Below are 20,015 nucleotides of genomic sequence, written 5' to 3'. Positions count from 1 at the left end.
AAATATACATGAGCGCATCGCATAAAAACTTACATAGTAAGTTGTCTATTGGGGGTTTATTGATTACTTTAGGGATTATTTACGGAGATATTGGAACCTCTCCTTTGTACGTAATGAAAGCAATTTTGGGCGATCACACTATTAATGCCGATATTGTTTTAGGGGGTATTTCTTGTGTGTTTTGGACTTTGACATTACAAACTACGATTAAATATGTACTTATAACTTTAAGTGCAGACAACCATGGTGAAGGAGGAATTTTCGCACTTTATGCATTAGTCAAGAAAACAAAAATTCAATGGCTGATTGTTCCCGCCATAATTGGAGGAAGCGCCTTGCTCGCTGACGGAATTATAACCCCTCCTATCTCTATTTCATCTGCAGTAGAAGGAATTAGGGCATTCTATCCGACAATGCAAACACAAACTATTGTTTACATTGTAATTACCATCTTATTCATTCTATTTACAATTCAACAATTTGGAACTAAACTTGTTGGTAAGTTCTTTGCACCAATGATGTTGATTTGGTTTGCCATGCTGGGAACATTAGGTACAATTCAAGTCCTTAATTATCCAGAGGTTATTAAAGCTATTAATCCGTATTACGCTTACCACTTATTATCTATACATCCTGATGGTTTCTTTGTTCTTGGATTTGTATTTTTATGTACAACCGGAGCAGAAGCCTTATATTCAGACATGGGACACTGTGGCCGAAAAAACATCAGAATTAGCTGGATGTTTGTAAAAACTACTTTAGTATTAAACTATTTTGGACAAGCTGCTTATTTAATTCATCATGAAGGAAGTACTTTACAGCAATTAGGTGGAGAAAATGGAAATCCTTTCTATTTGATTATGCCGCATTGGTTCTTACCATTCGGAATTGTTGTAGCAACTTTAGCAGCAGTAATTGCTTCTCAGGCACTTATTTCCGGTTCGTTTACTTTAATAAATGAAGCAATGCGTCTGAATTTCTGGCCTAAAGTAAAAATTAAATATCCAACAGAAGTAAAAGGTCAATTGTATATTCCGTCAATCAACTGGTTATTATTTTTTGGTTGTGTTGGAATCGTGTTGCACTTTGAAAAATCAGGAAATATGGAACATGCTTATGGTCTTGCCATTATTTTGTGCATGATCATGACGACGATTTTATTAAACTACTACTTAATTATGAAACGTGTTAAGTTGTACTTCATGGTACCTTTAATCACGATTTATCTTTTAATTGAGTTCAGTTTCTTATTTGCTAATATTACCAAATTTGCAGAAGGTGGTTATGTAACTTTAATCATTGCCAGCTTGCTTATTTCTGTAATGACTATTTGGTATTTGGCTAAAAAAATCAACAAAAACTACACGAAAGTGGTTAAAATTGATGATTACAAACAAGTTTTAGTAGAGTTGAGCCAGGATTTATCCATCCCGAAATATGCAACGCATTTAGTTTATATGACTAATGCAAACCGTGTTGATGAACTGGAAGAAAAAATTATTTATTCTATTCTTCAAAAACGTCCAAAAAGAGCTGATATTTATTGGTTTGTTCACGTTAATATTTTGACAGAACCTTATAAAACACAATATAAAGTAACCGAAATTGCTAAAGATGATATTTATAGAATCGATTTCAATCTAGGTTTTAGAGAGCCAACCAAAATCAATTTGATGTTTAGAGAAGTTATCAAAGACATGGTAAAACGTGGTGAAGTAGATATTACAAGCCGTTACGAATCTTTAAACAAAAACAATATTATTGGAGATTTCAAATTTGTATTGTCCGAGAAATTCTTATCTAATGACAATGATTTAAGATGGCATGAAAATATTATCATGAATTCTTATTTCTTCATCAAAAAATTGAGTTTGTCTGAAGAAAGAGCTTTTGGTCTAGACAGTAGCTCTGTTAAAGTTGAGAAATTCCCAATGGTGCTTCATGCTCCAGAAAATATTGGATTAACGCGTATTGTTTCTAAAGAATAATTGCTAAAAAATATTTCCAACAAAAACACTCTGAATTAGAGTGTTTTTTTCTTTTAATAGGAGTCTCATTAAGATTCAGTATTAAAAATTTAACTTTCAATCAATTAATAGTACCTTTGCAACTCAAATAATAGAAATGAGATTACACAGAAATTTAGTTTATACTACCATTGACTCTTTGAATGCGATTTTCAATGAAGGAGAATATGCCGATAAAGTGGTAGCCAGAGCATTAAAAAAAGACAAACGTTGGGGAAGTTCTGACAGGAAGTTTGTTGCTGAAACGATATACGAAATCGTTCGTTGGAAACGATTATATGCTGAAATTGCAGAAGTTAAAGAACCGTACGATAGAGATAACTTATGGAGAATGTTTGCTGTTTGGGCAGTTTTACGTGGTTATCCGATTCCTGACTGGAGACAATTGGAAGGAACTCCAGAAAGAAAAATAAAAGGTCGTTTTGACGAATTATCTAAAAATAGAGCACTTAAAGAATCTATTCCAGATTGGATGGACGAATTAGGGGTAAAAGAATTGGGTGAAAAAGTTTGGGCAAAAGAAATTGCTGCTCAAAATCAGCCAGCTAAAGTTATTCTTAGAACAAACACTTTAAAAGGAACCAAAGAAAGTCTTAGAAATACTTTAATGGATTTAAATATTGAAACAGAATATTTAAAAGACCAGCCAGAAGCTCTTGTTTTAAAAGAAAGAGCTAACGTATTTTTAACAGATGCTTTTAAACAAGGTTTATTTGAAGTTCAAGATGCCAACTCGCAATTAGTTGCAGGATTTCTAGATGTAAAACCTGGAATGCGTGTCGTAGATACTTGCGCTGGAGCGGGCGGAAAAACATTGCATATGGCTTCTTTAATGGAAAATAAAGGACAATTGATTGCAATGGATTTGTACGAAAGCAAATTGAAACAACTAAAATTAAGAGCCAAAAGAAACGGAGCTTTTAATATCGAGTACAGAATTATTGACAGTACAAAAGTGATCAAAAAATTGCACGAAAAAGCAGATCGTGTTTTAATTGACGCTCCTTGTAGTGGATTAGGAGTTTTAAAAAGAAATCCTGATTCTAAATGGAAATTACAGCCTGAATTTATTGATAATATTCGTAAAGTTCAGAGCGAGGTTTTAGAAAGCTATTCTAAAATTGTAAAACCAGGCGGTAAATTAGTTTATGCAACTTGTTCGGTTTTACCATCAGAAAACCAAGAGCAAGTAGAGAAATTCTTAAAAACAGAAATCGGAAAACAGTTTACTTTTATTGAAGATCGTAAAATGCTAGCTTCAGAATCTGGTTTTGACGGATTCTATATGGCGCTTTTGGAAAGAAAAAAATAAATTCAATAAAATTCCAATACTGAAATTCCAAATTCCAAATCTTGGAATTACTTAATATTCAAAATCCCAAATTTCAATTAGTTATTGAAATTTGGGATTTTATTTTTAGTCCAACTTTGTCAAAGTTTTAAACTTTGACAAAGTTCAAAACATACAGTATTGGAATTTTACTCCTGAAGGGTTGGCTTACGAAGTAACTTTCCGTTTTCATTTTCTTTAAATTTAGAAACAAAAACTATCTCTTTTGGTCTTTCATATTTTCCTAACACATCAAAGAAATCTGAGGGAAATTCTTGTTTTTCTCCTTCAATAACCAACACTAATTTCTCTCCTAAAGTAGCATCAGGAAGTCCGGTTACAAAAAACCTATTGTTTATCTTCCCTATTAACTTCGCTTCAATTTGTTCTGGAATTAACTTCACTCCTCCACTATTGATCACATTATCAATTCTTCCTAAAAAGATAAATTGCTCTTCGTTTATCAATTCTACCAAATCATTTGTTACAATAGGCTTATCAGAAATTGTGGAAACATTTATTACCAAACATTGACGATCATCCTGCGAAATTTTGACATTTGGCAGAATTGAAAAGACAGAATCGCCCAAGCGTTTCGCCGCAACGTGTGTTATGGTTTCTGTCATTCCGTACGTTTCATAGATTTTAGTTTTAAGTGGTAAAAGTTTTTCCTCTAAAGAAGAATCCATTTTAGCACCTCCAATAATCAATTTGCGAACTTTTGAAAGTCCGTTAATTGAATTTTGAACCTGAAGTGGCACCATTGCAACAAAATCGTATGTAGTTGTATTTAAATCTAACGGATGCAAGCTTGGAGGAACTATGTCCAACTCTAGTCCTAAAATTAAACTACGCACCAGCATCATCTTTCCAGCAATAAATTGAGTTGGAAGACATAACAACGCTTTGTCTCCTGGCTTTAAATCAAAAAAATCACCCGTTGCCAAAGCTGATTGAATCATCGCTTTTTTTTCTAATCGAACCACTTTTGGCAAACCTGTCGTTCCCGAAGTCGTCATTTGGATATACTCCTTTTTATCAAACCAATCTAAAAAGAATTCTCCGATTGCTTGCTCGTAAGCATCTCCCTCTTTCACATAACTATAGGACGCACGACATAAATCTTTTGCATTCAAATGATAACCATTTAGCCTAAAATAATTATGTACATTATTATGAGTTAAGTTTTGCATGATCTTGATTTATTTCTTCAATATTAATATTTCCTGTTAACTTTTCTTTCCAATTCGTCCAACCATATTTTTTACTAAAAACGAAAAGCAAAATCGGGTAAATGACTACAACCGGCAAAATCACATCGATTCCTGCTGATGGTTCTGAAAGATCTCTAAATATAGAATGCGTCTGAAAAACTGTCCAATCTGATGTAACCAAAAGTGCACCTACAAGATTATTTGCTGCGTGAAAACCAAGTGCAAGCTCCATTCCTTCATCCATCAAAGTGATAATCCCTAAGAACAAACCTGTTCCTATATAATAAATCATCACTATATTTCCCATTTTTACCACTTCAGGATTAAACCAGTGCATCGATCCAAAAACAAGCGATGTCATCAAAAGCGGAAACCATCTGTTTCTGGACAAATTTGCAAATCCCTGCATTAAATAACCTCTAAAAACATATTCCTCAGTGCTGGTCTGTATCGGAATTAAAACGATCCCTAAAACAACCAAAATTAAAAACGGTACTAATTTAAAGCTTAAAACAAACTTTTCAGGATCATTTAGATATACAATTGAAAAACTTAACAAAGAAATAAAAGTCCACAAAAAGAAAGAAAACCAAATTCTTTTCCAATCTACTTTTGGTCTTGATGTGGTAATGGACAATAGTGTTTGATTGTGAATATATTTTACAACAAAATAAATTCCAGCAAATGCAAAAATAAACGAAGTCATAACCAAAAAAAGTGTCACATTCGACTCGAACATTTTCATGAAATCACTATCTGTTGTTGGCAAAGCCTTTCCTTCAAAAAAAGTTTTATAAAATACTGCCGCAGTAAGTGGAATTTGCCCAACAAAAGAAGCTGCTATAATAAAGGCTGAGCCTAAGAGATATTTCCAAAATTTATTTTCAGGGTTAATTCCTTGTTCTAAAAACATAAATTTAAAATTTAAACTAAAATGAGAATTCGAATTCCATAAGTAAATCTTACTTTTGGTTTTGTAAAATTACCTCTTTTTTACCTTACAAATATTTGAACCCTTAAATATAACAAAATGATACAAATTTATCATAATCCGAGATGCGGAAAATCAAGAAATTGTCTTGCTTTTATCGAACAAACGAATCAAGAATTTGAAATTATTCCGTATTTAACAGAAACTCCGACTGCCGAAGAATTAAAAACAATATTGAAGCAACTTAACATTGAGCCAATTCAATTGATCAGAATCAAAGAAAAAATTTGGATTGAAAACTTTAAAGGAAAAACTTTAAGTGATGAACAAATCATCAAGGCAATGGTCGAAAATCCAATTTTAATAGAGAGACCAATCGTTGTAAAAGACGGAAAAGCCATTATTGGAAGAGATCCAGATCTTGTTGCTTCTTTTTTAGATTGATTCTAAAATACCTCATTAACATTTTTTTGTGATTTCTCTCTTTAAACCAAAAACTAAATTTGCCGTCTAAAGAGATTAAAGAAAAAACCAGAAAATGAAAAAAATCAAATTTGCCGTACTGCTTGTATTCTTGTTTACAAGTTTTTACAATTACTCACAACAAGGACCTGGCGGTAACAAGGTAAAAGTCACCGGAAAAGTTTTAGAAAAAGTAAGCAAACAACCTTTGGAATATGCTACTATTTCTATTACCGCTCCAAATGACACTAAAGTTATCGCAGGCGGTATTACAAATCCAAAAGGAGAATTTGAAGTTGCTGTTGCACCAGGAACTTATGATATAAAAGTTGAATTTATCTCTTTTAAATCAACTGAAATCAAACAAAAAAGTATTCAGGGCGATACCAATTTAGGTGTTGTAAATTTATCTGAAGATGCTGCTCAGCTGAATGAAGTTGTGGTTCGTGCTGAAAAATCGACTGTCGAAATAAAATTAGACAAAAAGGTTTACAACGTTGGTCAGGACATGATCGTAAAAGGTGGAAGTGTAAGCGATGTTCTAGATAATGTTCCTTCAGTTTCTGTTGATACAGAAGGAAATGTAAGTTTAAGAGGTAGCGACAACATTCGTATTTTGATTGACGGAAGACCTTCGCAAGCCATTAATATGGCCGAAGCTTTAAGACAACTACCTGCTGATGCTATTGATAAAGTAGAAGTTATTACAAACCCATCTGCACGTTATGATGCTGAAGGAGGTTCTGGAATTATTAATATTGTTCTAAAAAAAGGTAAAAATCAAGGCTTTAACGGAACTTTGATTGCTTCAACAGGTTTACCAGAAACTTATGGTCTTAGTGCCAATGTGAATTACAAAACAGAAAAACTAAACTACTTCACAACAGCCGGATACAATTACAGAACAACTGAGGGAGCTGGTAAGACCAATTCCGAGTATTTAAACGCAGACGGAACTACGAAAAATTTCCTTGATGAAACTCGTGATACCAAACGTATCAGAAACGGATTTAATGGAAGAGCCGGAGTTGAATGGACAATTACCCCAACAACATTCTGGACAAACGCCATTAACTACCAAAAAAATACTGGTGACGACCGAGATTTGATCAATTACTATAATTATGATGCTGCCCGTAATTTTACAGGAACAACTTACCGTTTAAACAATGCGAATACTGGTACCGAAAACGTTGAATTTACATCCAATTTAATCAAAAATTTCAACGACAAAGGGCATAAGCTTACTGCAGATTTTTCTATTTCAAGAAATACAGATGACAGTAACAGCACTATTACAGATTCACCAAACTTTGACACAACTTTAAACGATCAAATTCAGAAACAGGTTTTATTTCAGGCAGATTATGTATTGCCTTTAGGAAAAGGAAGCCAATTTGAAGCAGGTTATAAAGGAAGTTTTGGAGATTTGAATAACGTTTACGATGTTACAAATGGTACAGTTCCAAATCCAAATTTATCAAACACATTAGAATACAAAGAGAACATTAATGCACTTTATACGCAGTATGGTTTCAAGGCAAACAAATTCTCTTATTTATTTGGTTTAAGATGGGAAGATACTAACATTCAAGTTAACTTATTAGACAACAGCGATTTCAACACAAAAAAATACAACAACTTGTTTCCAAGTGCTTTTGTTAGTTATGAAATCTCAGATCAAAGTAATTTCTCTGCAAGCTACAGTAAACGTTTATCACGACCAAGAGGTCGTTTCATGAACCCAGCTGTAAACTACGCGAGTAACATTAACATCTTTCAAGGAAATCCAGACCTAGATCCTTCTTTAACAGATAAATATGATATCGGATATATCAAAAGATGGGACAAAGTAACTTTTAACACTTCTGCTTATTTTGAAAATACAAAAGACGTTTTCAGTTTTGTAAGATCTCCTACTGGTGACGTAGTAACACCAGACGGTGAAGTAGTTACTCCAGCACCAGGTGAAGTAGTTGATGGTACGCCAGTAATCAAAAGTTCTCCTATTAACTTAGGAAGAGAACAAAAATTTGGTTTCGAATTTACATTCAACTACACTCCTTTCAAATGGTGGAAAGTAAACAGTAACTTCAACTTTTACAATGTAAAAACAACTGGAGAACACAGTTATACAGACACACAAGGAAATGAGATTGTTCAAAACTTAGACAATCAGGCAAATTCTTGGTTTGCAAGAATAAACTCGAAAGTGACTTTACCATACAAAATTGACTGGCAATTGACAGCCGTGTACAATGGCGAGCAAAAAACGGCTCAAGGTAAAAATTTAGGTCAATTCGGAATGAATACTGCTTTTAGTAAAGATATATTGAAAGACAAAGCAACAATTGCTTTCAACATTAGCGACGTTTTCAATTCTAGAATAATGAGATCTTACACTTATTTAGATAATGTAAATTCTTATAGCGAATTTCAATGGCGTAAGCGTCAATTCAACTTATCATTCACTTATCGTTTCAATAAACCAAAAGGTGAAAGAGATAAAAATGCCCCTCGAAACAATGAAGGTGGTGGAGAAGGTGGAGATTTCCCAGGATAAAATCTTTTAAATTCCAATATCAAAAATTCCAAATTCCAACTTTACAATTGGGATTTGGAATTTTTCTTTTTATGCCTATTCTTTATTACACAACTTTGTCAAAAGTTTAAATCTTTTAAAATTTTGAAATTTGAATTTGAAATTTCTTTTTTTTGCACAAAAAAAAAGAACCCAAAGGGTTCTTTTCTTATGACATCAATCTAAAATTAAATAGATTGTTCTTCTTGTCTTCTTTTAGCTCTCTTTTCTTTGAACATTTCCCAGCTTGCTCCTGTAACCCAAAAAGATACGAAACCAACCAAGAAAAACATTAACCAAAATCCTATAGTAAGAATGGTTAAGAAAAGTAAAAAGCCTAAGTACTGTGAAAATTCAAACATGTTTTCCGGAATTTTTGAATGTTACGACAAATGTAGGCTATATATTTTTTTTCAGCAATAAAATCTAAATCAATTTTCGTTAAATAACATTTATACGTATATTTATACTCATTTTAAATAAGCTTTTTTAGGACTTGAATTCCTTTTAAATAAAGAGCTCAGACAAATTGAAATAATTTTCAGGAGCTATTTCCTGCTGTCCGCTGTATTCCCGATAAACAAAAACTACGGCTAAAAAGCCTTGTTTTTCTAAATCGGGAGATGCCGCTCCCATCAGGGCTAAGAGACTCATTTTCAAAAGAAGTTCTTAATTACATTTTACGAATAACATTTTACATACAACATAATGAAATACAGAATAGAAAAAGACACCATGGGAGAAGTACAAGTCCCAGCCGATAAATATTGGGGTGCACAAACAGAACGTTCCAGAAATAATTTTAAAATCGGACCATCAGGTTCTATGCCAAAAGAAATTGTAGAAGGTTTTGCTTATCTAAAAAAAGCCGCAGCTTATGCCAATTATGACTTAGGTGTTTTACCGATCGAAAAAAGAGATGCTATTGCAGCAGTTTGTGATGAAATTCTAGAAGGAAAACTAGACGATCAATTTCCTCTTGTAATCTGGCAGACAGGTTCAGGAACACAAAGTAACATGAACGTTAACGAAGTAATTGCAAATCGCGCTCAAGTTCTTAAAGGTTTCGAAATCGGCGAAGGCGAACAATTCATCAAAGCCAACGATGATGTAAACAAATCACAATCTTCAAACGACACATTCCCAACCGGAATGCATATCGCAGCTTACAAAATGGTTGTAGAAACCACAATCCCTGGAGTTGAAAAACTACACGCAACATTAGTAAAAAAAGCAACTGAATTTAAAGACGTAGTTAAAATCGGTCGTACGCACTTAATGGACGCCACTCCCCTAACTTTAGGACAAGAAATCTCTGGTTACGCTTCTCAATTAGCATTCGGATTAAAAGCCTTAAAAAATACTTTAGCGCATTTATCTGAAATTGCCTTAGGAGGAACTGCAGTTGGAACAGGATTAAACACTCCGAAAGGCTACGACGTAAAAGTTGCTGAATATATCGCAAAATTCACCAATCATCCCTTTATAACTGCCGAAAACAAATTTGAAGCTTTAGCTGCACACGATGCCATTGTGGAAACACACGGAGCTTTAAAACAATTGGCCGTTTCATTAAACAAAATTGCAAACGATGTTAGAATGCTGGCTTCTGGACCACGTTCTGGAATTGGTGAAATTCATATTCCTGAAAACGAACCTGGATCTTCTATTATGCCAGGAAAAGTGAATCCAACACAATGTGAAGCTTTAACAATGGTTTGCGCGCAAGTAATTGGAAACGATATGGCAATCGCTGTTGGTGGCATGCAAGGACATTACGAGTTGAATGTTTTCAAACCGGTAATGGCAGCCAACTTTTTACAATCGGCTCATTTATTAGGTGACGCTTGTGTTTCATTTGATGAGCATTGCGCGCAAGGAATTGAACCAAATTACAAACGTATAAAAGAATTGGTCGACAACTCCTTAATGCTAGTAACGGCTTTAAATACAAAAATCGGATATTATAAAGCTGCAGAAATCGCTCAAACCGCTCACAAAAACGGAACTACATTAAAAGAAGAAGCTGTTCGTTTAGGTTACGTAACAGCCGAAGATTTTGATGCTTGGGTGAAACCTGAGGATATGGTGTAAATTAGTTTTTTTGTTTCAAGTTTCAAGTTTCATGTTTCATGTTGGAAACACGGAACGGATAAAAACAAAAAACTTAAATAAAAAAAGGAGAAAATTAAAAATTTTCTCCTTTTTTTAAAACCTGAAACCTGAAACCTGAAACCTGAAACTTGAAACCTGAAACAAAAATTTACTTCCCGTCTACATAGTCCTGAAGATAACTAAATCTCTCCGTTAATTTTCCGTTTTCTGTGATTTTAGCGCGTTTTAAGATTCCGTCTTTATCTCCGTTGAAGAAAGCTGGAATTACGTGTTCCATAAATTGTTCTCCGAAGCCTTCACTGGCATCTTTTGGAATTTCGCAAGGCAAATTATCTACTGCCATAACCGCAACTGCGGCTGGATGAAAGAAATCTACTTCTCTATCTTCTAAAGGAAAATAACCATACAAAGGTTCCGCAATTGTCGAAGAACGAACTGTACAAGCAATTGGTCCATTTACGTCGCAGGAAATATCTGCCACAACTTTAAGTTGGCAGTCACTTGCATTTAACATTTCTCTTGTTAGAATCATTGGCGCATTACTTGCATAAAAATGTCCAGCAAAATAAATATCAGACACTTTCGTGAATCTTTCAAAATCAGACTCGTATTCTTCTGGATGATGAATAAAATCTTTAAAATCTAAAACCTGACCGTCTTTTCTTTTATTGTATTCTAAAACATCTAACTGAACATAGACTGCCTGAGCATACTTTTTAGTTAGATAGTTGTCAATTGTAATTTCTTTAATTTTAATAGCATCCAAAATTTCTTTGGCTCCGCTCCCCACCTTTCCTGTTCCTGTTACAACAAATTTTAAAGCGGGCATTGTAATACGCTTTAAATGTTTGATTAAATCTTCCTTTCCTGAAAGCGTTTCTGCTTTTGGTAGTTTGAATAACTCGAATTTTATTCCGAAAGCTCTAATCCCGTTGTAAACACCAACCATTCCAGCATATTTTCCAAAACCAATTAATCGGCGATCCAATTCATCAACAATAGTTTCATGATCGTACAAATCGATATTTTTTTCTAAAATCGCCTGAAGCAATTTTCTATTATGAGGTTGTTTTTTAATGGTATGAGAAAAGAAAAAATAGGCTTTGTTTGGAATCAAATTTTCAACAGGAACTTCCTTTACACCAAATAAAACATCGCAATTTGAGACATCTTCGGTTACAGTAATTCCCATATTTTTATATTCTGCATCAGTAAAAATTCTGATATCTGAACTTTCCACTTCAACCGAAGCGTCATGATAAACCTGCTTTAATTTTGCTAATTCATCTGGAGAAAATACAACTCGTCTATCTGGTGGATTTTTCCTTTCTTTTATAATTCCAAATTTCATTTCAACTGATTTTAAATATTCAATAATATAACTTTTTACATTGTATTTGTTTCAAATATAACAAATATAGTTAAATTTTTGTTTCCAAAATTCTATTTAGATTGTTTCAAAACCGTTAGAAGCTGAAAAACAAAGAACTATATTAAGCCTATCTTAAAATTATGTTAAAAACACCATCTACAAGCCTTAAAATTGAGAAAACAACAATTTTGAATTCGATATATTTGTTTTTAAAGAACGATGCAAATGATTTTCCTTAAAAAAACAAAGATACCACAAATACTTTTCTCAGTATTAGTTTTAAGCTCATGTGGTCAAAACAAAAAAATAGATACCGATACTACTCAGACAGTCGAAGATACACTACCTAAAATGAAGCCTTTAGGAACAGAAAAACAAGTTTCTCAGGCTTATAAAAATGCTGTAGTTGGCAGAATAAATCATTTTTACAACAAAAACTGGCCAAATAACAACATGAACGGAAGCTTTCTGGTAGCAAAAAACGGCCAGATTCTTTTTGAAAGATATAACGGATTTGCGAATAAAAACGAAGGCACGAAAATAACGGCTGAAACTCCGGTGCAAATCGCTTCTGTGAGTAAAGTTTTAACGGCGACAGCAATTTTAAAATTGGTCAACGCAGGAAAAATTGATTTAGACCAAAAGGTAAACACCATTTTAAAGACTTTTCCTTACGAAGATTGTACGATTAGAATGTTGTTAACTCATCGCACAGGGATGCGTAATTATGCTTATTTTACTGATAGAGACAAATCTATTTGGGACAGGCATAATCAATTAACCAATAAAGATATTCTAGATATTTTGGCAACTAAAGATATTGGTTTGGAATCTAAAACCGGAACACGTTTTAGTTATTGCAATACCAATTATGCGATGTTGGCGCTTATTATAGAAAAAATCACTGGCTTAAGCTATAAAGAAGCAATGTCTGAAATGATTTTCAAACCTTTGGGAATGAAAAACACTTATGTATTTGATGATGATAAAGACAGAAAAAAAATTGTTCCATCTTATAAAGGAAATGGTGTAGAAATCGGCTTTGATTATCTAGACAATGTTTACGGAGACAAAAATGTTTTTTCTACAGCACGAGACCTTTTAAAATTTGATCGCGCACGACAATCACCAGATTTCTTAAAACCTGAATTACTGAAACAAGTTTACACAGGTTACAGTAATGAAAGAAAAGGAACGAAAAACTACGGTCTTGGAATCAGAATGATCAATTGGGAAACGGGACAAAACTTCTATTTTCATAATGGATGGTGGCACGGAAATACCTCATCTTATATTACTTTGATGAAAGAAGGCGTTACGATTATTGCTCTTTCTAACAAGATGACAAGAAATACTTACGCAGTCCGCAAATTGGCACCAATATTTGGCGATTACCCTTTTAATTTTAAAGACGAAGAGTAAGGCAACAGTCGTAAAGTCATAAAGTTGAAAGTCATAAAGTTTTAAAACTTTGCCGATATTTACTTTGCGGTTTTAGGTTAAACTAAATAGTAAAAACACAAAAGTATTGGACTTTAAGACTTTGGACTTGCGACTTTCGACTACTAGAAATTTTTCTGAAAATTTTAATAAAAAGTAATTTCAAATATTCTACATTTGCAGACTCATTTTTGGGGTCGACTGGTTTTGACAGCAAGTCGAATTGAACAGTAAGCACGTCGAGCATTGAGACCTTGCTCGTAAATATAAGATCTCAAACTTTTACACGGCGAAAATAATTACGCTTTAGCTGCATAATCCGAATCATAGTACGATTGCGCCACGTCTCTACAAGGTAGGGAAGCTGGATTCTCCTGGAAAGCCTTGGTTTGTGGCGTTCCGTTCAGGGGAACCGTAAAAATAAACCTAGATATCTATGAGCTTCGGGTAGGTTTCGAAAATTAAGAAGATAAGTGTTCGGTGGCTGTTTCTGGCCTAGCTTAACATCGAAAATCTAATCAGGAAATAAGCGTGTAGAAAGCTCTTTAGTTGCTTGTTTGGACCCGAGTTCGATTCTCGGCGACTCCACAAAAAAGCCTGTAAACTCTTTGTTTACAGGCTTTTTTTATTAAATCAAATTAACTTTCTTTCTTTTGTTTCTTCTCCAATAAAAAAGATATACAATTCCTAAAGTCAGAATAAGGATATCGAACTTTATGATTTGTGGGATTCGCATAATTTGATCATTATAATACGTTCCTCCAAAAAGAGCACCGCAGCCTATTCCAAGTTCCATTGAAATATACATTGTCGCAACTGCTTTTCCTCTGTGATCCGGATTACTTAAATCAATTGTCCAGGCGCTTATTGCCGGAGATAAAATTCCTGTTCCAATTCCGTAAAATCCTGCTCCAATCAATAACATCTGTAGATCTCTTCCTTCACTTATTACAAAAAGTGCAGAAGAAGTTATGATTAATCCTGCCAGAATGACTTTTGGTCGGCCATGTCTGTCTGAAACTTTTCCGGCAAAAAAACGAATTACAACCGAAGCCACCGTAAAGGCAGTAAAAAATATCCCTTTATTGGTTGCTCCCAAATGTTGACTCCAATCTGGAATTAAAGTCAAAATAATTCCAAAAGCGGTATACGAAAGAAAAGTGATAATTCCCGCAGGAAACACATTTCGATCAACAATGTCTTTTTTCCCAATAATAAACATCGATTTGTTTAGTTTTTCTTTCGCAGCAAGCGTTTCCTTCATATTAAATACAATAATAATGGACAAGAATGCAAGAAAAGAAGAGCTGTAAAACATCACATTCATTCCGAAAGCATTAACAATCATACTTCCTAAAGCCGGTCCGAGCGCTCCACCGATACCAAAACAAAGTCCGTGCATTCCTAAAGCTTCTCCCCATCTTTTTTGCGGAATAATATCGGCTACATAAGCAGAAGTCGATGTAGGTTTAAATCCTGTAGAAAAACCGTGTACCAAACGAAGCAATAAAAAACCAGAAACAGAACTTAAAATCGGATACAGAAAACCACAAATGACACAAACAGAAGATCCGATGGCCATAACAGGAACGCGTCCCCATTTGTCTGTAAGTTTTCCGCTAAAAGGTCGCGAGATAGCCGCTGTTAAAGTAAATAACGAAATAATTAAACCTTTGTATTCTGCACCTCCAAGACTGCTCAAATAATTTGGAAGTTCTGGTATCATCATATTAAAACTGGAAGAAAACAACAAAGAACTTAAACAAAGTAAAATGAATTGTAAGGTATAGATTGATTTTTCTTTTTCTGACATTATCTGATTTTAAATAGTAATTGAATTTTTAGAACAATTCAAGTTGATTGCTCGGATTATTAGGTTTGTTCTTTTTAGGTTTTGCATCTCCAAAAACAGTTCTTCCGCCATATAAATGCGAATTGTCTCTTTCTCTTTGAACTAAAGCGTCGAAATTATCATTTGGTGTAAAGCTTTCTTCTGCCTTTCTTGAAATTTCTGATAGTTTCTGAATCGCACTCAATTTATCGCTGTTCCCAATTTTTGCACGATTAATAGCTTTTTGCAACGTATCTATTGTTTCATCATAAATTTTGACAGGAACAGGAAACGGATGTCCGTCTTTTCCTCCATGTGCAAAAGAGAAACGAGCAGGATCTTCAAATCGGGTTGGAGTTCCGTAGATAATTTCACTAACTAAAGCCAGCGATTGCAAAGCTCTTGGACCCATTCCTTTTAGAAGCAACAATTCTTCAAAATCTTCTGGTTTATTATCATGAGTTGTCCAAAGCATGGCTCCTAACCTTTTCATATTAACATCTTCTATTCTAACATCATGATGCGCCGGCATAGAAAGATGCTGCATTTCTTTTATAATTTTAGTTGGAGATTCTTTGACCAGTTCTAAAATTCCTTCTCTTGATTTTGTGGCAGCATCGGCAGTAAGATTCAAAATATTGCCTTGATTTTCGCCATAAATAAATGTATGAGGTTCATTTATAAAAGATTTTAAATCCTGAGAATGCCAATGATATCTTCGAGCAGTTTGCGAATTCGGATTCATTCCTTGCTGAATAACAGCCCATTGCCCTTTATCGTCTACAATAAAATTATGCTGATACAATTGAAATCCGTCTTGTATGGCGGTATTATCAACTTTGGCTGTAAGTCTGCTACAATTGGCAAGATTATTTCCGTCAAGACCTGTTTTTTCGCCAACGAAAAAGAGTTCTTGAGGTGTTAACATCGAATGTTTCCCTTTTCCTCCGCAAATGTATATTCCCAATTCTTTTGAATGCGGATTAACCGATCTTTTCAACGCTCCAAGTACAGAAGTTGTAATTCCAGATGAATGCCAATCCATTCCCATAACGGCTCCAAAACTCTGAAACCAAAACGGATTACTTAATTTACTAATAACTTCGGAAGTTGAAAATTCTAAAGCAATCGTTTCTACAATTGCAAATCCCAGTTTTGACATTCGTTCAGCAAGCCACATCGGAACATGTCCGTAATGTAAGGGAAGATCTGCTGTACCTGAACGTTTCATTTGTCAAATTTATACTTGCAAAAATAAGCAAAATACAAATGTGAGTTTCTTAATAAATCGACAAGGTTTTAACAATCTTAAAAAGTAACGAATTTGAAAATCGGAAAAAGAAACTTTTTAATTATCTATGATTTTAAATTATTTTCATCGCAAACAAAGACATGTTGCAAATTTCCTGCTTGTATTTCTTTGATTGCCTCTTTTAAGTTTCCGTTTAAATTTGAAGTAATAATTTTTAGGACGTGCTTTAAATCCTTAAAATTGTTAGGTTTTACAAAATAACATACAGCTCCAAGATTTGCGGCAGTATCCATATCATTTCTATGGGAAGAAGTTGAGATCATAATCACGGGAATGTCTTTATAACGCTGGTCTGACTTTAATTCTTTTAGGCACTCCCAACCATTCATAATCGGCATATTTAAGTCTAAAAAAATAACTCCAGGGCTTTGATCGAGACTTGCAAGAATTTTTAAAGCCTCACTACCATTTTCTGCAGTGTGACAAATAACACTTTCATCTATATCTGCCAGGGCTTCACAAAACATCTCTGTGTCGTCCATGTCATCATCGGCCAGTAAAATTATCTTTTTCTCCATATTAAATATCATTCTCAATTTGTTCTAATGGCAATTTTATTTTAAATATTGCTCCCTGATCCGGAGTACCAGAAGCTGTAATACTTCCTCCGTGTCGTTCTGCTATTTTCTTGCAAAGCGATAACCCTAAACCTGTTCCTTCGTAACGATCTTTAGGATTTAAACGTGTAAAGGTCTCAAAAATTTGATTCGTCTGATTAGATGCAAAACCAATTCCGTTATCTTCTAAAGTAATCACTGCAAAGTCTTTATTTAAACCATTTGTTATTTCTGACGAAATAGTAATTACCGGAGGTGTTCCTTCTTTAGCAAATTTAATGGAATTATTAATAAGATTATAAAATAATTGATACAGCAAAACTGAAGCTCCTTGCAATTTTGGGAGATTTTGATACAGAATATTTCCGTCTGATTTCTGCAATGCAATTTCCAGATCGTTTTCGATATTTTTTATAATTTCATTTAAATCGACCAAAGTGGTTTTCTGCAGATCGGCATTAATTTTAGAATAGGCCAAAACTCCATCAATCATATTAAACATACGATCAGCTGCAACATGAATTCTTTCTATATATCTTGTCGAAGACTCGTCCAGTTTTCCGTCCAGATGATCTTCTAATCGACTTAGAAATGTTTTAATTTTTCTAACAGGCTCTTTTAAATCGTGTGAGGCAACATGGGCAAATTGCTGCAAATCATCATTAGATCGCTGCAATTCTTTGGTACGATCGGCTACAAGAATTTCTAATTTTTCGGTAATCGATTTCTGTTCATGAATATCAGTGCAGGTTCCGAACCATTTGGTTATGGCTCCTGTCTTGTCTTTTATAGGAACGGCTTTACTTAAAAACCATCTGTATTCATTTGAATATATGTTTTTGATACGGTATTCTAATTGATAAGCATTCCCGTTTTCTACACTATAATACCAAAATTCTTTAACCAAAGAAACATCATTTGGATGCAAAACCGGCATCCAGCTCGAATCGCCAAACTTATCTTCGCTCAGTCCTGTATATTCGTACCAGCGACTGTTGTAATAATCTGTAAATCCGTCTGGTTTTGCTGTCCAAATAATTTGAGGAACAAGATCTGCCAGTTGTCGAAATTTTTCTTCACTTTCTTTAATTACTTCTTGAAGTTCTTTTTGTGAAGTAATATTGCTTGCTGTACCAAACCATTCTATTATTTTATCATTTTCGTCTAATATAGGAACGACTCTCGAAAACACCCAACCAATAGAACCATCTGGATTTATAACCCTGTGTTCCATCTCAAAAATACTCTTATCTATAATAGATTGCGAAATAAGATTAACGGCTTTTTGCAGATCACTGGTATGAATAAATTTATCCAGCCAATTGACAAGGGGTTCTTCTGAATTGGTTAAAAGTCCGTCTCCTTCTAGGCTGTGCATGACCATCCAGTCGGCATCCATTCGATAGACCAAATCAGAAGATGCATTGACCAAAGCACGGAAACGCTTTTCGCTTTCTTCCATTTTTTGTCGTGCTACAACTTGCTGAGTCACTTCTACCGCAACCTGAATCATTCCGGTTATCTGCCCATCTTCAATAAGCGGACGATAAGCCAAATTATAATAATAGTTTTTCAATTCACCTGTGCGGTTGTGTGGAACTAAAACCTCACTTTGATCAAACGGAATTCCTTTATTGTAAACATTTAAAACCTGTTCCCAAACATACTGTCCTTCGAGCTCAGGTAAAACATCGATCAATCGCATACCGACAATTTCTTCTCCACGACCGATCATTTGCAGCATATGTTTATTAATATGCTCAATAACCAAATCATCGCCTTTAAGAACAAGAGTTGGAGCTGGTGTCTGGTGAATCATTTTACGGAAACGATTCTCGTTTGCCTGCAGTTTTTCTTCGGCTAATTTTATCTCCGTAATATCTCTGGTTGTTCCTGCAATGGCCTCAACTTCACCTCTTTCATTAAAAACAGGAGCAAAAATATAATCGTAAATTCGGCGTCCTAATTCTGCATGCGGAAAAGAAACTGTTCCTCGAATTGATTTTTTTGTAGCAATAACTTCATCAATTTCTCTTTCGTGCATTTCGGCATGCCATTCCTCATAACCATTTTCTCGGAGTCCTTTGCCAATAGAATCTTCTGCCGATTTTCCCCACATTGTCAACAAAGCTTTGTTGGCATAAGTAAAAATGTAATCCCGATCAAATACATATACCAAATCTGGAGTTGTATTGATAATCGAATCGTAAAGACGTTTTTGTTGTTCTGTAACGGCAAGTGCATTATTTAAAGCTGTTTCTGCCTGCTTTTTTTCAGTTATATCTTCGGTTGTCAATACTAACAAATCGTCTTGTTTTACGGCAGTAAACAAAAACCATTTTTTAGTTCCCTGCATTTCATGCCACTGCTCATAATTAACAGACAAACCTGTTTCTGAAGTTTCAATAAGCTTTTCCAGAATATCTTTTTTAATCCAAGGAAAAACCTCGCTATACTTTTTATTTTTATAGTTTAAATCTTTGAGCCAAGTCAGCATAGCCGTATTCAGCAGTAATATAGAAAAATCCTCTATTTTGTTTTTATTGCTGTATAATGGTTTTAAAACTGCAATACCATTAGGCGCAGCATTAAAAACGGTCTGAAAAAGGTGCAGATTATTTATTAACTCCATTGGTTCATTAACATGTATAAAAAAGCTTTTTTTACTTTTTAAACTTTTAATTATTAATTATTTATAAATGAGAAAAAAAACACTCAACTAAAATGAAAACATTTTTTATGCTGTCGAAAATATTTAATATTAGAATGTTAAATAGCCTAATCAAATATAGCTAAAAACGCTCTTATTTGTATCATTTTTTAATTGAATCTCTTAATTTTCT

General features: G+C 34.0%; 15 protein-coding genes and 1 other RNA gene. 7 read left to right on the top strand and 9 right to left on the bottom strand.

Annotation, left to right across the window (positions count from 1 at the left end):
• Window positions 1-8: 8 nt before the first annotated feature.
• The gene (locus K6T82_RS01455) at window positions 9-1,988 is read left to right on the top strand and encodes a KUP/HAK/KT family potassium transporter (protein WP_223704244.1); all 1,980 of its coding nucleotides are present in this window, start codon (window positions 9-11) and stop codon (window positions 1,986-1,988) included.
• 136 nt (window positions 1,989-2,124) lie between these two features.
• Window positions 2,125-3,339, top strand: a complete 1,215-nt coding sequence (locus K6T82_RS01450) for an RsmB/NOP family class I SAM-dependent RNA methyltransferase (RefSeq protein ID WP_091491852.1) — start codon at window positions 2,125-2,127, stop codon at window positions 3,337-3,339.
• Between the two features lie 167 nt (window positions 3,340-3,506).
• Here K6T82_RS01450 and K6T82_RS01445 read toward each other — a convergent pair whose 3' ends face one another.
• Together K6T82_RS01445 and K6T82_RS01440 are read right to left on the bottom strand one after the other, a co-directional pair.
• Entirely contained in the window at window positions 3,507-4,550 is a 1,044-nt protein-coding gene (locus K6T82_RS01445) for an AMP-binding protein (RefSeq protein ID WP_223704243.1), read from the bottom strand.
• Window positions 4,531-5,484, bottom strand: coding sequence for a CPBP family intramembrane glutamic endopeptidase (locus K6T82_RS01440; RefSeq protein WP_223704242.1), 954 nt, complete (start codon window positions 5,482-5,484; stop codon window positions 4,531-4,533). The genes K6T82_RS01445 and K6T82_RS01440 overlap by 20 nt, the downstream gene beginning before the upstream one ends.
• Before the next feature lie 117 nt (window positions 5,485-5,601).
• Between K6T82_RS01440 and arsC the strand changes: the two genes are divergently transcribed.
• Window positions 5,602-5,946 carry an arsenate reductase (glutaredoxin) gene (gene arsC, locus K6T82_RS01435; RefSeq protein WP_223704241.1) on the top strand — a complete coding sequence of 115 codons (345 nt, stop codon included), beginning with the start codon at window positions 5,602-5,604 and terminating at the stop codon, window positions 5,944-5,946.
• A gap of 94 nt (window positions 5,947-6,040) precedes the next feature.
• Window positions 6,041-8,527, top strand: coding sequence for a TonB-dependent receptor (locus K6T82_RS01430; protein ID WP_223704240.1), 2,487 nt, complete (start codon window positions 6,041-6,043; stop codon window positions 8,525-8,527).
• Between the two features lie 206 nt (window positions 8,528-8,733).
• On the opposite strand, the gene K6T82_RS01425 is transcribed toward K6T82_RS01430, so the two are convergent.
• Both K6T82_RS01425 and K6T82_RS01420 read right to left on the bottom strand, forming a co-directional pair.
• Window positions 8,734-8,907, bottom strand: a complete 174-nt coding sequence (locus K6T82_RS01425) for a hypothetical protein (protein ID WP_223704239.1) — start codon at window positions 8,905-8,907, stop codon at window positions 8,734-8,736.
• A 145-nt stretch (window positions 8,908-9,052) separates the two neighbouring features.
• Window positions 9,053-9,199: a hypothetical protein gene (locus K6T82_RS01420; protein WP_223704238.1), complete on the bottom strand. Its 147-nt coding sequence runs from the start codon at window positions 9,197-9,199 to the stop codon at window positions 9,053-9,055.
• Between the two features lie 54 nt (window positions 9,200-9,253).
• On the opposite strand from K6T82_RS01420, the gene fumC reads away from it, so the two are divergent.
• Window positions 9,254-10,639 carry a class II fumarate hydratase gene (gene fumC / locus K6T82_RS01415; protein ID WP_223704237.1) on the top strand — a complete coding sequence of 462 codons (1,386 nt, stop codon included), beginning with the start codon at window positions 9,254-9,256 and terminating at the stop codon, window positions 10,637-10,639.
• 169 nt (window positions 10,640-10,808) lie between these two features.
• Here the strand turns inward: fumC and K6T82_RS01410 are convergent, their stop codons facing one another.
• A complete protein-coding gene (locus K6T82_RS01410) occupies window positions 10,809-12,011 on the bottom strand; it encodes an NAD(P)-dependent oxidoreductase (protein ID WP_223704236.1) in 1,203 nt (400 codons plus the stop codon).
• Window positions 12,012-12,251: 240 nt separating this feature from the next.
• Between K6T82_RS01410 and K6T82_RS01405 the strand changes: the two genes are divergently transcribed.
• Window positions 12,252-13,454 (top strand): serine hydrolase domain-containing protein, encoded by a 1,203-nt coding sequence (locus K6T82_RS01405; RefSeq protein ID WP_223704235.1) that lies wholly within the window; start codon window positions 12,252-12,254, stop codon window positions 13,452-13,454.
• Between the two features lie 211 nt (window positions 13,455-13,665).
• Window positions 13,666-14,063, top strand: a transfer-messenger RNA (tmRNA) gene (gene ssrA / locus K6T82_RS01400).
• Window positions 14,064-14,100: 37 nt separating this feature from the next.
• Here the strand turns inward: ssrA and K6T82_RS01395 are convergent.
• The 4 genes from K6T82_RS01395 to K6T82_RS01380 form a co-directional block, all read right to left on the bottom strand.
• The gene (locus tag K6T82_RS01395; RefSeq protein WP_223704234.1) at window positions 14,101-15,285 is read right to left on the bottom strand and encodes an MFS transporter; all 1,185 of its coding nucleotides are present in this window, start codon (window positions 15,283-15,285) and stop codon (window positions 14,101-14,103) included.
• A gap of 28 nt (window positions 15,286-15,313) precedes the next feature.
• Complete coding sequence (locus K6T82_RS01390) at window positions 15,314-16,534, bottom strand: DUF763 domain-containing protein (RefSeq protein ID WP_223704233.1); 1,221 nt, start codon at window positions 16,532-16,534, stop codon at window positions 15,314-15,316.
• Window positions 16,535-16,659: 125 nt separating this feature from the next.
• Complete coding sequence (locus tag K6T82_RS01385) at window positions 16,660-17,133, bottom strand: response regulator (protein ID WP_223704232.1); 474 nt, start codon at window positions 17,131-17,133, stop codon at window positions 16,660-16,662.
• Between the two features lies 1 nt (window position 17,134).
• Window positions 17,135-19,804 carry a PAS domain-containing sensor histidine kinase gene (locus K6T82_RS01380; protein ID WP_223704231.1) on the bottom strand — a complete coding sequence of 890 codons (2,670 nt, stop codon included), beginning with the start codon at window positions 19,802-19,804 and terminating at the stop codon, window positions 17,135-17,137.
• Between the last annotated feature and the right edge of the window lie 211 nt (window positions 19,805-20,015).

The sequence above is a fragment of the Flavobacterium potami genome (genome assembly GCF_020026915.1).
GTDB classification, from domain to species: domain Bacteria; phylum Bacteroidota; class Bacteroidia; order Flavobacteriales; family Flavobacteriaceae; genus Flavobacterium; species Flavobacterium potami.
This window is presented reverse-complemented; position numbering and strand designations above follow the sequence as displayed.